This window comes from Mesorhizobium sp. WSM4809 (genome assembly GCF_055811655.1).
On record NZ_JBVVQW010000012.1, the window covers coordinates 126937 to 140894 of the forward strand.

Here is a 13958-nt window from a genome sequence, read left to right on the forward strand (position 1 = left end):
AGCGTTATCCTAGCCGATTTAGAAGCAGTTGTCGCCAAGTCCGCCGGTAACGGCTGGTTGAACCGGGCGGCAGCAGACTTGGCGCCGCGCGCCGCCATGCACTTGGCGCCGCGCGGCTGGCAACTTATGAAGCGAAGCGATCGATCACCTCAGTCAGGGGGACGTGGCCAAGGCAGGCGCCAGAACCGGCGGGCTGTTCGCCATCCTCGACAGCCAGCGCATAACGCACGGCCGGATCGGATTCGATGCGAAGGCGCAATCCGGCCAGCTTGGGATAGGCAGCGCCGTCGATCGCCTGGTGAAACTCCGCCCAGCGCGCCACGCCGATCAGCGTGGTATCGGCCAGCGTCAGCCGGTCGCCGACCAGGAAATCCGTGTCGGCGATCATCGCCTCGAGCCGATCATGACGTTCCGCAACGGCCTTGCGGCCGAACTCCCGCAAGGTCGCCTTCAGCGCCGGTTCATCCGCCGCCATTTCCAATGCCACCCAGAGCGGGCTGAAGGCGGCGGTGAAACCGGTGTTCACGAAGGCCATCAGCTGGTGCATGCGGTCGGCTTGCGGCGTGCGCGGTTCGAAGCTGATGCGGCGCTGTGTGTCGCGGGCTTCGAGCCACGAGGCGATGGCCATTGTCTCGGTGAGCACCCGGCCTTCGTCGGTGATCAGCACCGGCGTTTCCTGACGGTCGTTGATGCTGGCATAGGCATCGTTTTTCATCTCGGTGAGCATGTCGACGCGGCACAGGCGATAGGGTTGCCCGACGCGTTCAAAGGCAGCGACAAGCCCCATCGAGCTTCCCGCCGGGAAGCCGTAAAGGAGGATAGGTTCCATTTGTTTTCTTCCGTGATTGAGAGGATCACGCCGCGCAGCGAAACTTGACCCTAAACGCTTGTCGTCCCATGTAAATTACGCACAATTCTGTAACCAGGATCCGCCCATGAAAGACGTCGTCTCACGCTGCCCGATCGAAGAGACCATGCGCGTGCTCAGCGGTCGCTGGCCCACACTGCTGCTCTATTATCTGAAGGACGGGACCAAGCGGTTCAGTGAACTGAGACGTGACAACCCGACCGTGTCGCATCGCATCCTGACCCTGGAACTGCGCAAGCTGGAAGAAGCCGGCATCGTGCGGCGCACGGTGCGTCCGGGTTATCCGTTGCGGGTCGACTATGACCTCACGGCGCCTGGCCGCCGGCTTGTACCGCTCATCGACGCGCTCGGGTCGTGGTGGGTGCATACGGAAGACGACCGGATGGGCGGTTCCTCGGACGCAGATCTCGATACTGCCGCCTAACATCTTCGATTTTCGCGGCCCTGCCCGGCAAAAGCCATGATCGACGTTATCTCAGGGGCATGACCATAGCGAAAATCGAAACCCACCCGATCCCGAATCTGCACAGACGCATGGTGCTGACCGGCCTCGCAGCCTTGGCGGGCCTCGCCGCCTGCAGCACCGTTTCACTGCCGTCAGGCGAAGGCGCCGGGGTCTCCTCCTCCGCCACCAGCACGCTGGCCAGCATCCGCGCCTCGGCGGGGCTCGCGCCGCTGGTCGCCGACCGGCAACTCGAACAGGCTGCCCTGCAGCAGGCCGGCTACATGGCGCAGCGCCGCCGCATGAGCCACACCACCGGCTGGGGCAAGGATTTCGCCTCGCGCGTCAAGGACAATCGAATCTCCGGCGCCGCGGCGGAGAACATCGCCGAGGGTCGTTTCGACCTCGAGAAGCTGTTCGACATCTGGGTGCATTCACCTGGCCATCGCCGCAACATGCTCGACCCGCGCTTCACCCGCTTCGGCCTTGCCTATGTGCGCGACGGCGGCGACAGCAAGCTCCGTTACTGGAGCCTCGTGCTCGGAAAATAGAGCTAGTCCATATGCGCTGCCGGCGCGCCGCCGGCAGGCGCCTGCTTGGGCTTGCGCAGCAGGAAAACAAACGGGATGGCAAGCAGCGTCATCACCATGAGTATTTTGAAGTCGTTGACGTAGGAAATCATCATCGCCTGCAGATTGACCATGCGATCGACCTGCGAAAGCGCCGTCGGATCGCCGCTCGCGGCGGCAGGAGAGACCGCCCAAAGATTGGGGTTGAATGGGTTGATGAAGGCCGAAAGCTCGGTGTGATTGATCTGCGTGTTGCGCACCATCAGAACCGTCACGACCGACACGCCTATGGACGAGCCAAGATTGCGCACCAGGCTGAACAGGGCCGTGGCATCGGTGCGGAAGCGAACGTCAAGCGTGGCGAAGGCAACGGTCGACAGCGGCACGAACACCATTCCCATCCCCAGGCCCTGGATGACGCCGGAGCTGATGATCAGCCAATTGTCCATCTGCGGCGTGAAGCTGGACATGGTGTAGAGCGACTGTGCGGTCAGGAGGAAGCCGATGACCACGAGGATCCTGGCGTCGATCTTGCTCATGAGCCGGCCGACGACCAGCATTGAAATCATGGTGCCGACACCGCGTGGCCCTATGACGACGCCGATGGTGACGGTCGGATAGCCGAAGATGGTCGACAGCATTGGCGGCAACAGCGACATGCTCGCCAGGATGAGCACACCCATGATGAAGATGAACGCCAGCCCGGTCACGAAATTGCGGTCGAGGAAGATCTTGGGATCGATGAAGGGGTGTTCGGCGGTCATGGTGTGAATGATGAACACCCAGAAGCCGGTGAGCGAAAGACCAAGTTCGATCCAGATCTCGACCGAGGAAAACCAGTCGACCTCGCCGCCGCGATCGAGCAGCAGCTGAAGCGCGCCGACGCCGAGCGATATCATGGCGAAGCCGAAGAAATCGAAGCCGCGCACCCGCCGGGCAACGGCCGGCAAGTAGGCGGCCATGCCGAGAAAGGCGACGATGCCGACCGGCAGGTTGATGAAGAACACCCAGCGCCAGTTGAAATTTTCGGTCAGCCAGCCACCCAGCGTCGGGCCCAGAATCGGCCCCAGCATGATGCCGGCGCCCCAAATAGCCATCGCCTGGCCATGGCGTTCCCTGGGGTTGATGTCGAGCAGGAAGGTTTGCGACAGAGGCACGATCGCCGCGCCGAACACGCCCTGCATCAGCCGGAAGAACACTATGCTCTCCAGGCTCCAGGCGATGCCGCACAGCATCGAGAATATGGTGAAGCCGACCACTGCCGTCAGGAACAGTTCCTTGCGGCCGAAGCGGTCGGCCAGCCAGCCAGTGACCGGCGTCATGATGGCGGCGGCAACGATGTAGGAGGTCAGCACCCAGTTGATGTTGTCCGGCGAGGCGCCGAGATCGCCCGTCATTGTCGGCAGAGCGACGTTGGCGATCGTCGTGTCGAGCGCCTGCATGACCGTCGCCAGCATCAGCGCGACCGTGATCAGGCCGCGATGCGGCACTTCTTTGAAGGGTTCGGGCGTGCTCATGGCGTGGAACTTCCAGCAGGTAACAAAAACGTGTACAAGGGGTTTCCGGGCGGCAACGCCTTCCGTTGAGAGACCCTCGTCGCGGTGGGACGCGATCGTCGATGTGGGGGTTACATCGACTGAAAGTCTCTGATGAGCGGATGCCTGCCGCCCGGAAACATGAGGACCGATGGGTCCGCGTCGGAGATTTCAGATTTCGGCCAGGCCGCGACGCGGCAGCGCCAAAACGCTGATCCTTCCAGCTCTTCCCATCAGACCAATCCTGCTATTCACCTCCGCTGCTGGTCCTGCGGCATTCTGTTGACGTTACTGCGCGGCCTCGCCAGCCGTGGCGTGACCGAAGATCGAAGGCAGGCCACGCGCCACGCCGGTGTCGACGGTAACGGTGGCGCTCATGCCGGTGCGCAACGCCATCTTGGCGTCCGCATCGATCAGTTCGAGACGAACCGGGATACGCTGTGTGACCTTGACCCAGTTGCCGGTGGCATTTTGGGCCGGCAGCAGCGAGAACTCGGCTCCCGTGCCGGCGCCGATCGCCTTGACCGTCGCCTCGAAGGTGCGCCCTGGATAGGTGTCGACCACGATCTCGGCCTTCTGGCCGGGCTTCATGTGGGTGAGCTGCGTTTCCTTGAAATTGGCATCGATCCAGGTGTCACCGGTCTCGACCAGCGAAAACAGCGGCGTGCCGGAACCGACATACTGACCGACCTTGAACGACGAGGCCTGGCTGACGATGCCGTCCGCCGGCGCCTTGACCGTTGTCTGGGCCAGGTCGTAGGCCGCCTTGTCGCGCGCGGCGAGCGCGGCCATCACGGTCGGGTGCTTGTCGGTCTCGATGTCGGGATTGCCGCCAAGGCCTGCCTTGGCGCTGATGATGCCTTGCTCGGCAACCGCCAGCTGCTGCTTGGCCTTGTCGAGATCGTTCTTGGCTTCGTCGAGCGACGATTTGGCGTTGATGCCCTTCTGGGCGAGGTCGGCGGCGCGGTCGAACTGCGACTGGGCGAAGGCGACCTGGCTGGCATCGGACTTTTGCTGAGCCATCGACTGGCCATAGGCCGCGCGCAACTGCTCGACATTGAGACGCGCGCCCGCAACCGCGGCGTCGGCCTGCGCCAGCGCGATCCGGTACGGCTCGGGGTCGATGGCAAACAGCTCGTCACCCTGCTTGACCAGCTGGTTATCGAAGATGTCGACCTTAACGATGCGGCCGGCCGTGTCGGAAGCGATCGACACCTTGGCCTGCTGCAGATTGGCGTTCTCGGTCTCCTGATAGCGGCCGCCGGTGACCCAGACATAGCCGCCGCCGACAGCCAATGCCGCAGGCAGCGCTACCATCAGCAGGAAGCGGCCCAGCCGGCGCTTTTTCTTCACGGGCACTGGGGCCGGCTGCACCGGGGGAGCAACCGCCGGCGGGGCCGCGGCCGGCTGCGCCGGCGCTTCCATGTCCAGTTCGGTCACTTTCTCGTCTATCTTGGCTACCGCGTTCATGCTGCTGCGCCTTCTGTATTCTTCACTTTTTCAATGGACGGCGTCTCGTCGTCGGTCAGGTTGCGAACCATCGCCTCGAGCCCTTCGATGAGGACGCGACGGGCTTCCGGCTTCACGCCGACCAGCGATTCCTCATAGACTTCTCCGGCAATGCTCTTGATCACGGCGTAGGCATCGCTTGCCTTGGGCGTCAGGAAGATCATGCGGACGCGACGATCGGCGGCGTCGGACCGACGCTCGATCCAGCCTCCCTCTTCCATGCGGTCGACCAGGCGCGAAACGCTGATCGGCTCGATTTCGAGAAGTTCGGCCAGCCGCGCCTGCGCCACACCGTCTTCCTTGGCAACGCGGACCAGAAGCCGCCATTGCGCCGAAGAAAGCCCCAAGCCACTGGCCCTCGCCTCGAAGCGCTTGCGCATCAAGCGCTGCACGTCGTGGATCAAGAAGCCCAATCTGTCGATGCCATCGGAAACCATGAGCGAGATATATAATAAGCGTGCTCACTATTCAAGACGCCGCGTTGCACGAGAAGCCGGCAAATGTGCATGGCAGCTTGCCGGACCAATCATGGTTAGCGATTTGCGAACGCATGATGGCCGCGCCGCCTCTACACTGGTCGCGTCTGGCATATTGATGTACAGCCGCTGAACAGGATCGGGGGATCAACGCAATGCCGACGCTTTACGCTCTCAAGCCGGCCTTCCAGGGTCGACTGCGGCCGCTGGTCAACCGGCTGGCGGCAATCGGGGTCACGGCAAACAGCATAACCATCCTGGCGGCCGCGATGTCGATAGCCGCCGGCGCGGCCATTGCGATCTGGCACGAATGGCGCTGGCTGCTGTTGCTTATCCCCGCGGTGATGTTCGTGCGCATGGCGTTGAATGCCGTGGACGGCATGCTGGCGCGCGAGCATGGCCAAGCCTCGACGCTTGGCATGTATCTGAACGAGTTGTGCGACGTCGTTTCCGACCTCGCGCTGATTCTCCCTTTTGCCGTCTTTCCGGAATTTGGCGCATGGGGCGTCGTCGCCTTCGCGATAGCGGCCGTGCTGACCGAGTTCGCCGGCGTGCTCGGCATCGCTGCCAAGGTCGGGCGTAATTATGCCGGGCCGTTCGGCAAGAGCGACAGGGCGCTGGCGCTCGGCGTCGTCGCCGTGCTGTGCGCCGCCGGGCTGTGGCCGGCATCGATAGCGGCGTTTGTGTTTCCGGCCATGGCAACGCTTTCGCTGCTGACCGCCATAAACCGGATACGCGCCGGCATTATTGGCAGCGCCAGCTGAGCATCGAGGCTCGCCATGCCGCCAGAGGGGAAGACCATGATGCACGAACCGATCGCCGCCGCGGCCACGGAAAGCCTTGCGCGGCAAGCACAGGAGCGGGTTTTCCGCAGCCATGACGGGACGGAGATCTTCTACCGATTCTGGCCGGCGGCCTCCGCCGATGCCAAGGGCGCAGTGGTGCTCTTCCATCGCGGCCACGAGCATGGCGGCCGCATGGCCCATCTCGTCGATGAATTGCAGATGCCGGACCACGCCTTCTATGCCTGGGATGCCCGCGGCAATGGCCGCTCGTCCGGCGAGCGCGGCTATGCGCCCTCCTTCTCGGCCCTGGTGCGCGACATCGACTGCTTCATGCGCGAGATTGCAGCCAGGGATGGCTTTGCCACTCGGGATATCGCGCTGATCGCACAATCCTTTGGCGCCGTGCTGGCCGCCGCCTGGGTGCATGACTATGCGCCGAAGCTGCGCGCCATGGTGCTGGCCTCACCGGCCTTCTCGGTGAAACTCTACGTGCCCTTCGCCAAGGAGGGCATCGCACTCTGGCAGAAGATCAAGGGCCGCTTCTTCGTCAATTCCTATGTCAAGGCGAAATTCCTGACCCATGATCCCGTGCGCATCGCCTCCTTCGAGAGCGATCCATTGATCACGCGGCCGATCGCTTCCAACATCCTGGTCGAACTCTACCAGCATGCCGCACGCATCGTCAGTGACGCCCGCGCCATCACCGTGCCGACCCAGCTTCTGCTTTCGGGCAGCGACTGGGTGGTGCGCCACGGCCCGCAGCACGAGTTCTTCGCCAATCTCGGCAGCCGCACCAAGGAACGCCATGTGTTGCCTGGTTTCTTCCACGACACGCTGGGCGAGCGCGACCGGGCAAAGGCCCTCGAGTTGATCCGGCCATTCCTGGCCAGGCAGTTCACGGCACCGGACGCGCCTGTCGACCTTAAGCAGGCGGACATTGCCGGCCACACCCGCGACGAGGCGGACCGACTTGCCTCGCCGCTCGCTTTGATGTCGCCAAAGGGCCTCTATTGGGCATTCAGCCGTGCCTCCATCCGCATGGGCGCCTGGGTCTCGCAAGGTATGAAGGCCGGCGTGACCACCGGCTTCGATTCCGGCTCGACGCTGGACTACGTCTACGAGAACAATGCGCGCGGGCTTACGCCTCTTGGCCGCGTCGTCGACCGCATTTTCCTGGAGGCCATTGGCTGGCGCGGCATCCGCCAGCGCAAGCTGCATCTCGAAGAACTGATCGGCTCTTGCCTGGCGACGCTCAAGGCCGCTGGCCGGCCAGCGCACATTCTCGACATCGCCGCCGGCCACGGCCGCTATGTTCTCGATGCCATCGTGAAGAGCCCCGATCAGCCGGCGAGCGTTCGCCTGCAGGATTATTCCGACCTCAACGTCGAGCTTGGCCGCAAGCTGATCGCCGAGCGGCAATTGCCGGCTGATGTCTCTTTCCAGCGCGCCGATGCCTTCGATGCCGACATGCTCGCATCGAGCGATCCAGCTCCGGATCTTGCCATCGTTTCCGGCCTTTACGAGTTGTTCTCCGACAATGCGATGATAGCCCGATCGCTCGGTGGATTGGCCAGCGCCATGCAGCCGGGAAGCCTGTTGCTCTACACCAACCAGCCCTGGCATCCGCAGCTCGAGATGATCGCCCGCAGCCTGACTTCGCATCGCGGCGGCGAGGCCTGGGTGATGCGGCGGCGCACGCAGGGTGAGATGGACCAGCTCGTCGAAGCCGCCGGTTTCGAAAAGCTCGACCAGCGCATCGACCAATGGGGCATCTTCACCGTCTCGGTCGCACGGCGCCGCTGAGCAGCATGGCCTCGTCGCTTGCACCCATCGCGCGCACCGAGCCTTATGGACGGGTGGTCGTCAGGGCCGCGCTCTGGCTGGCCTTCCTGGCGCCGTTCTTCTACCTCAGCTACGGCTTCGCCAACTGGCTGGCCTCGCGGCGCGACGAGGTCGGCAGCATCGTGTTCTCGTGGGAACACAGCATTCCGTTCGTCGCCTGGACCATCGTGCCCTATTGGTCGATCAATCTGTTCTATGGCCTGTCGCTGCTGCTCAACAACGACAAGCAAGGCGTCGACCGCCTGGCCGGGCGCTATCTCACCGCGCAGGTCGTCGCCGTTATCTGCTTCATCCTGTTCCCGCTGACCGCGACATTCGTGCGACCTGCAACGACCGGACTGCCCGGCTTCCTGTTTGCCGTGCTTGGTGGTTTCGACAAGCCGTTCAACCAGGCGCCCTCGCTGCACATCGCCCTTTTGGTGATCATCTGGGATCATTGGCGCCACCGGCTCCGCGGGTTGCTCCTGCCGCTCTGGCATGGCTGGAGCTTCCTGATCGGTGCCTCGGTGCTGACGACCTGGCAGCATCACTTCATCGACATTCCGACCGGCGCGCTGCTCGGGTTCTTTGCGCTGTGGCTGTTTCCGCGCAGCGGCGCGTTGCCGTTTTCAGGCTTCCGGCTGACCAGCGATGTGAAAGCGCGGCGGCTGGCGCGGTTCTACGCGCTGGGCGCGGTCCTCGCGCTGGCCGGTGCAGCGCTCGGCGCCTTGTTCTGCGCCGTCGCGCTCTTCCTGCTTTGGCCGGCGCTGGCGCTGGCCATCGTCGCCTTCGCCTATGCAGGAGCAGGCGAAAAAGTGTTCCAGAAATCCGCCGATGGCAGCATCACGCTCGCAAGCCATGTCCTCCTCTTGCCTTACCGTCTCGGCGCCAGGGCAAACATATGGGCCTGGACGCGCAGTCTTACTCCTAAGGTGGCGATTGCTGACGGCGTCTTTCTCGGGCGCTTTCCCACGGCACGCGAGGCCAGCAGCTTCGGCACGGTCATCGACCTCGCCGCCGAACTTAAGAGGCCTGCGGCAGCCGATTGCCGCTGGATCAGCTTTCCGATGGTCGACCTGTTGCCGCCGCCAGTGGCGATACGGCAACAGGCAGCCGGCGCGCTGGAGAGTGCGCGCCGCGACGGCACCGTGCTGGTGTGCTGCGCGCTCGGCTTCCAGCGCAGCGCCGGCGTCGTCGCCGAATGGCTGGTGGCGACCGGCAGGGCCAAGACGCCGGCGCTTGCCCGCGAAATGCTCGCGGCCCTCGGCCGGCCGGTTCATCTTGCCGAGGCCATAGAGCGCGCGGCGTCATGACCGGCAATGCCTACCAGGACCGCACCGACCGCTTCGCCGGCATGCTGATGCGGCAGGCAGCGTGGCCGGCCGCAATCGTGGTGGCGGCAAATATCCTTGCGCCGCTGGCTGCCTCGACGCGCGGCGGCTTCGAGACTTTGCCGGCGGCCGTTGCGCTGTCGATCACAGCCGCGAGCGCTGTCGCCGTTCTGGCGCTGTCGGCATTGCTGGCATTCGACGCCCTGTTGTTCCGGGTCATGGCTGGCCATGATGACGAAGCTTCCGGCGGTGCCGCGGTGGACGACATGCTGGCGCGCATGCGCCTGAAAACGGCCCCGCCCGCGACACGCTCGCTCGATGACCGCATTGCTGGCACGCGTCGCCTACTGTTCAAGCAGCGCGCCGCCCTGGCTCTGTTTGCCGCAGCACTTCTGGCGGCAGGGTTCTGGGCGCCGCGATGAACAGGCTTTCGCTCAAGACCTTCACCTTGCTGCAGACGGCAACCTCCGTCGGCCTGTCGGCGCTGGCCCGGATGGTGACGGGCGTGCGTCCGATCTGGAACGGCAGCCTGCCCTCCGACCGGCAGCGCATCTATTTCGCCAACCACACCAGCCATGGCGACTTCATCCTGCTGTCGGCCTGCCTCAGCGAAGGGGAGCGCGCGATCACCCACGCGGTTGCCGCCGGCGAATATTGGGGAAAGTCGCGGCTGCGCCGCTTCATCGCGCAGGACATGCTGTCGTCGGTGCTCATCAACCGGCAGTGGACGAGACCTGAGGAAAATCCGATCGAGATCATGCTGTCGGTTCTCGACCAGGGCCACTCGCTGATCCTGTTTCCCGAAGGCACCCGCAACATGACCGAAGAGCCGCTGCTGGCCTTCCGCTCCGGGCTCTACAATCTGTCGACGGCGCGGCCTGAGGTCGAGCTGATACCGTGCTGGATCGAGAACATGTCGCGCGTGCTGCCCAAGGGCCAGTTCCTGCCGGTGCCGCTGCTGTGCCGTGTCGTCTTCGGCCCGCCGGTGGCCGTGGCGCCTGGTGAAGAACGCCGCGCCTTCCTCGAACGCGCCCACGCCACGCTTCTGGCGCTCAACCCGCGTCCCGAGCGAGACGATTGATGCGCCACGAAATCTCCATCCTGATCATCGGCCTGCTGGCGGTTTTGACCACCGCCAGCATCGTCGCCACCATCCTTTCGGCGCGGGCGCCGAAGCCGCTCAGTTCGACGCTGGTCAATCTGACCCAGCGGATCAACGCCTGGTGGGTGATGGTGGCGCTGATGACGGTCGCCTTCTTCTTCGGCCGTTACGGGATGACCATCCTGTTCGCGCTGATTTCTTTTGCCGCGCTGCGCGAATTCGTGACGCTGACGCATACGCGCCGCAGCGACCATTGGGTGCTGCTCGGCATGTTCGGCATCATCATACCGTTTCAATATTGGCTGGTGTGGACCGCCTGGTATGGGCTCTTCGTCATCTTCATTCCGGTCTATTGCTTCCTGTTGATGCCGGCCATCACGGCGCTGCATGGCGACACCGAACGCTTCCTCGAGCGCATCGCCGCGCAGCAATGGGCGGTGATGATCTCGGTCTATTGCGTCAGCCACGTCCCTGCCCTGCTGACACTCGAGGTGCCGGGCTTCGAAGGCCGCACCCTGCTGCTGATCGCCTTCCTGATCATCGTGGTGCAAGGCAGCGACGTGCTGCAGTACATCTTCGGCAAGCTGTTTGGAAAACACCGTTTTTCGCCGAACGTCTCACCGTCGAAAACCTGGGAAGGGCTGATCGGCGGGCTGGTGTCGGCGAGCCTGCTCGGCGCGCTGTTGTCGTTCGTCACCCCCTTTTCGCCGCTGCAGGCGGCGGCCGTGGCCTTCGTCGCCTGCTCGATGGGATTCCTCGGCGGGCTGGTCGCCTCGGCCATCAAGCGCGATCAGGGCGTCAAGGACTGGGGCCATCTGATCGAAGGCCATGGCGGCATGATGGACCGCACCGACAGCCTGGTCTTCGCCGCCCCGGTGTTCTTCCACATCGTGCGCTATTTCTGGACGGTCTGAGCCGGCGGCCTGTTGCAAGAGCGGTTCATTGGCGCGCTCAGAGCCGGTTTTGGATCAGCATGGTGACGACGAAGAACGCGCCGACGGAGCTGGTGATGATGCCGATCGGCATCTCCTGCGGCAGCAGCAGCGTTCGGGCCAGAAGATCGCTGGCCAGCAACAGCACCGCGCCGGGTCAGTTTGGAAGCCGTTTGACACCCTTTTTTCATACGCCGAGATAGCGGTCCTGAATTTCTGGCGTCAGCGCCTCGGGCGTGCCTTCGAAGACGGTCATACCCTTTTCCAGAACGAAGCAGCGGTCGGCCACAGGTAGAAGCTCGGCAAGCGTCTTGTCGACGATAAGGATCGACTGTCCGCTCGACTTGAGCTTGCGGATTGCTGCCCAGATGTCCTGGCGGATCACAGGTGCCAGACCCTCGGTCGCCTCGTCCAGAATGAGCAGGCTCGGATTGGTCATCAACGCGCGGCCGATGGCTACCATCTGCTGCTCGCCGCCCGACAGTGTACCGGCATATTGGTCGCGGCGTTCGCCGAGACGCGGAAACAGCTCGACAACTTTTTCCAATGTCCACGCGCTGCCGCGTGCTGCGGCCAGCAGGTTCTCCAGTACGGTCAGATTGGGAAAGCAGCGCCTTCCCTCCGGCACCAGACCCAGGCCAAGGCGCGCGATGCGGTGCGGGCGCATGCCGGCGACTTGGCGGCCGCCAAAGCTGATCGAGCCTGAGCGCGGTTTCGCGAGGCCGAGAATGGAATTGATCGTCGTCGTCTTGCCCATGCCGTTGCGGCCCATGAGCGCCACGACCTCACCCGCCCTGACGTCGAGCGAGACGCCGAACAGCGCCTGCGATGCGCCGTAGAAGGTTTCGACGCCGTTGAGTTCCAGCAGGCTCACGCAGCTTCTCCGAGATAGGCCCGGCGCACTTCGGGATCGTTGCGGATCTCGTCCACCGTGCCGGTGGCGATGACGCGGCCATAGACGAGGACCGAGATACGGTCGGCAAGCGCGAAGACGGCATCCATGTCGTGCTCGACGAGCAGGATCGGCGCTTCGTGGCGCAGGCCGTCGAGGAATTTCGTCAACGCTTTCGATCCGTCTGGCCCCATGCCGGCCATCGGCTCGTCGAACAAAAAGGCCTTCGATCCAAGGGCCAACGCAATGGCGATTTCGAGTTGACGGCGTTCGCCATGCGACAGCTCAGCGGCTGGCACGTAGGCGCGCCCGGCAAGGCCGACGCGCTCCAGCATCGCCATCGCCGGTTCTGTCAGGCTCTTGTCGCTCATCACGGGGCGTAAGAAGCGGAAGCTCGTTCCCTGGCGTGCCTGCACCGCCAGCATCACATTGCGCAGCGCGGAAAACTCCTGCGCGAGTGATGAGATCTGGAAGCTGCGGCCGAGCCCAAGCCGCCCGCGGGCCGCCATGTCGAGCCCGGCCATATCCTGGCCGAGAAAGCGGATACTGCCGCTGTCTGGCCGGAGCGAGCCCGAGATCTGGTGGATCAGCGTGCTTTTGCCGGCTCCATTGGGGCCGATCAGCGCGTGGATTTCGCCCGGCTTGAGATCGAGGCTGACGCCGTCGGTGGCCTTCAGCGCGCCGAAAGTCTTTTTGAGATCGCGTATTTCGAGGACCAGCTCAGCCATGACGCGCCTCTCCAGCCAAAAGGCCAAGCAGCCCGCCGCGCGCGAACAAAACGACGCCGAGCAGGATCAGGCCAAGGAAGAACTGCCAGCGTTCGGTGAAGCCGCCAAGCGCGAATTCGAACAGCACGTAAAGCATCGCGCCCGCAACCGGGCCGAACAGCCGACCCTTGCCGCCAAGGATGATGAGCACGATCAGCTCGCCCGACATGTGCCAGGACAGCATCGAGGGGCTGACGAAGCGGTTGAGATCGGCAAACAGCGCGCCGGCGAGGCCTGTGACCATGGCAGAGATGGCGAAGGCAACGAGCCTGATGTTGAAGGGTGCGATGCCGACGGCGGACAGCCTGGTCGCGTTCTGCCGTGCCGCCTGCAATGCGGCACCGAAGCGCGATCCGCGCAGCAGCCAGAACAGGCCAAGTGCTGCCATCAGCACGACATAGCAGATCAGGAAATAGGTCAGGGGCTGCGCCGTGTTCATACCGGGAAAGCCATTGCGGACATAGATCGACAGCCCGTCCTCGCCGCCATAGGCCGGCCAGGAGATGGCGAAGTAGTAGATCATCTGCGCGAAAGCGAGCGTGATCATGATGAAATAGACGCCCGTCGTGCGCAGGCTGATCGCGCCGATCGGCAAGGCGACAAGGCCGCAAACCAGGATAGCCACCGACCAGATGACCGGCATCGAGGTCGTGCCTTGCAGGCCAAACAACAGCGGTTCGGCGTTGAAGGCATGGGTCGCCAGGATGCCGGCGGCATAGCCGCCAAGGCCGAAGAAGGCGGCGTGGCCAAAGGATACCAGCCCGCCAAGACCAAGCGCGATGTTGAGCCCGACAGCAGCGAGCGCAAGGATCGTAATGCGCGTGGCAAGCGTGACGTAGAATTGCTCGCCCATTGCAGACGCACTGAACGGGATCGCTAGCAGCAGAAGTGCCAGCAGTATATTGATGATGGTTTCGCGGCTCATGGTG

General features: G+C 63.8%; 15 protein-coding genes and 1 pseudogene. 8 read left to right on the forward strand and 8 right to left on the reverse strand.

What is annotated here, in order from left to right; translation table 11 throughout:
• Positions 1-124: 124 nt before the first annotated feature.
• Positions 125-829, reverse strand: a complete 705-nt coding sequence (locus AC0L24_RS24900; RefSeq protein WP_127395620.1) for a glutathione S-transferase family protein — start codon at positions 827-829, stop codon at positions 125-127.
• A gap of 106 nt (positions 830-935) precedes the next feature.
• Between AC0L24_RS24900 and AC0L24_RS24905 the strand changes: the two genes are divergently transcribed.
• Positions 936-1292: a winged helix-turn-helix transcriptional regulator gene (locus AC0L24_RS24905; protein ID WP_127395619.1), complete on the forward strand. Its 357-nt coding sequence runs from the start codon at positions 936-938 to the stop codon at positions 1290-1292.
• Between the two features lie 59 nt (positions 1293-1351).
• Positions 1352-1861, forward strand: coding sequence for a CAP domain-containing protein (locus AC0L24_RS24910; protein WP_127322629.1), 510 nt, complete (start codon positions 1352-1354; stop codon positions 1859-1861).
• A gap of 2 nt (positions 1862-1863) precedes the next feature.
• On the opposite strand, the gene AC0L24_RS24915 is transcribed toward AC0L24_RS24910, so the two are convergent.
• From AC0L24_RS24915 to AC0L24_RS24925, 3 genes are all read right to left on the reverse strand, one after another.
• A complete protein-coding gene (locus AC0L24_RS24915; RefSeq protein ID WP_127331522.1) occupies positions 1864-3396 on the reverse strand; it encodes a DHA2 family efflux MFS transporter permease subunit in 1533 nt (510 codons plus the stop codon).
• Positions 3397-3702: 306 nt separating this feature from the next.
• Entirely contained in the window at positions 3703-4884 is a 1182-nt protein-coding gene (locus tag AC0L24_RS24920) for an HlyD family secretion protein (protein ID WP_127271614.1), read from the reverse strand.
• Positions 4881-5360: a MarR family winged helix-turn-helix transcriptional regulator gene (locus tag AC0L24_RS24925; RefSeq protein ID WP_027038640.1), complete on the reverse strand. Its 480-nt coding sequence runs from the start codon at positions 5358-5360 to the stop codon at positions 4881-4883. The genes AC0L24_RS24920 and AC0L24_RS24925 overlap by 4 nt, the downstream gene beginning before the upstream one ends.
• A 194-nt stretch (positions 5361-5554) precedes the next feature.
• On the opposite strand from AC0L24_RS24925, the gene AC0L24_RS24930 reads away from it, so the two are divergent.
• The 6 genes from AC0L24_RS24930 to AC0L24_RS24955 are packed head-to-tail and all read left to right on the forward strand — an operon-like array spanning position 5555 to position 11352.
• Entirely contained in the window at positions 5555-6163 is a 609-nt protein-coding gene (locus tag AC0L24_RS24930; RefSeq protein ID WP_127810772.1) for a CDP-alcohol phosphatidyltransferase family protein, read from the forward strand.
• 39 nt (positions 6164-6202) lie between these two features.
• Positions 6203-7987 carry a bifunctional alpha/beta hydrolase/class I SAM-dependent methyltransferase gene (locus tag AC0L24_RS24935; RefSeq protein WP_164874006.1) on the forward strand — a complete coding sequence of 595 codons (1785 nt, stop codon included), beginning with the start codon at positions 6203-6205 and terminating at the stop codon, positions 7985-7987.
• A 5-nt stretch (positions 7988-7992) separates the two neighbouring features.
• Positions 7993-9318 (forward strand): phosphatase PAP2/dual specificity phosphatase family protein, encoded by a 1326-nt coding sequence (locus AC0L24_RS24940; RefSeq protein WP_127810774.1) that lies wholly within the window; start codon positions 7993-7995, stop codon positions 9316-9318.
• Positions 9315-9758: a hypothetical protein gene (locus tag AC0L24_RS24945; protein WP_127810775.1), complete on the forward strand. Its 444-nt coding sequence runs from the start codon at positions 9315-9317 to the stop codon at positions 9756-9758. The genes AC0L24_RS24940 and AC0L24_RS24945 overlap by 4 nt, the downstream gene beginning before the upstream one ends.
• Positions 9755-10417 carry a lysophospholipid acyltransferase family protein gene (locus AC0L24_RS24950; protein ID WP_473564230.1) on the forward strand — a complete coding sequence of 221 codons (663 nt, stop codon included), beginning with the start codon at positions 9755-9757 and terminating at the stop codon, positions 10415-10417. Before AC0L24_RS24945 ends, AC0L24_RS24950 begins: the two co-directional genes overlap by 4 nt.
• Positions 10417-11352 (forward strand): phosphatidate cytidylyltransferase, encoded by a 936-nt coding sequence (locus AC0L24_RS24955; protein ID WP_127289053.1) that lies wholly within the window; start codon positions 10417-10419, stop codon positions 11350-11352. The genes AC0L24_RS24950 and AC0L24_RS24955 overlap by 1 nt, the downstream gene beginning before the upstream one ends.
• A gap of 37 nt (positions 11353-11389) precedes the next feature.
• Here AC0L24_RS24955 and AC0L24_RS24960 read toward each other — a convergent pair.
• The 4 genes and pseudogenes from AC0L24_RS24960 to AC0L24_RS24975 form a co-directional block, all read right to left on the reverse strand.
• A pseudogene (locus tag AC0L24_RS24960) lies at positions 11390-11524 on the reverse strand (iron chelate uptake ABC transporter family permease subunit); the annotation flags it as partial.
• 33 nt (positions 11525-11557) lie between these two features.
• The gene (locus AC0L24_RS24965) at positions 11558-12244 is read right to left on the reverse strand and encodes an ABC transporter ATP-binding protein (protein ID WP_127271619.1); all 687 of its coding nucleotides are present in this window, start codon (positions 12242-12244) and stop codon (positions 11558-11560) included.
• Positions 12241-12990, reverse strand: coding sequence for an ABC transporter ATP-binding protein (locus AC0L24_RS24970; protein ID WP_127321152.1), 750 nt, complete (start codon positions 12988-12990; stop codon positions 12241-12243). The genes AC0L24_RS24965 and AC0L24_RS24970 overlap by 4 nt, the downstream gene beginning before the upstream one ends.
• Positions 12983-13954: a branched-chain amino acid ABC transporter permease gene (locus AC0L24_RS24975; RefSeq protein ID WP_127810777.1), complete on the reverse strand. Its 972-nt coding sequence runs from the start codon at positions 13952-13954 to the stop codon at positions 12983-12985. The genes AC0L24_RS24970 and AC0L24_RS24975 overlap by 8 nt, the downstream gene beginning before the upstream one ends.
• Positions 13955-13958: the final 4 nt, after the last annotated feature.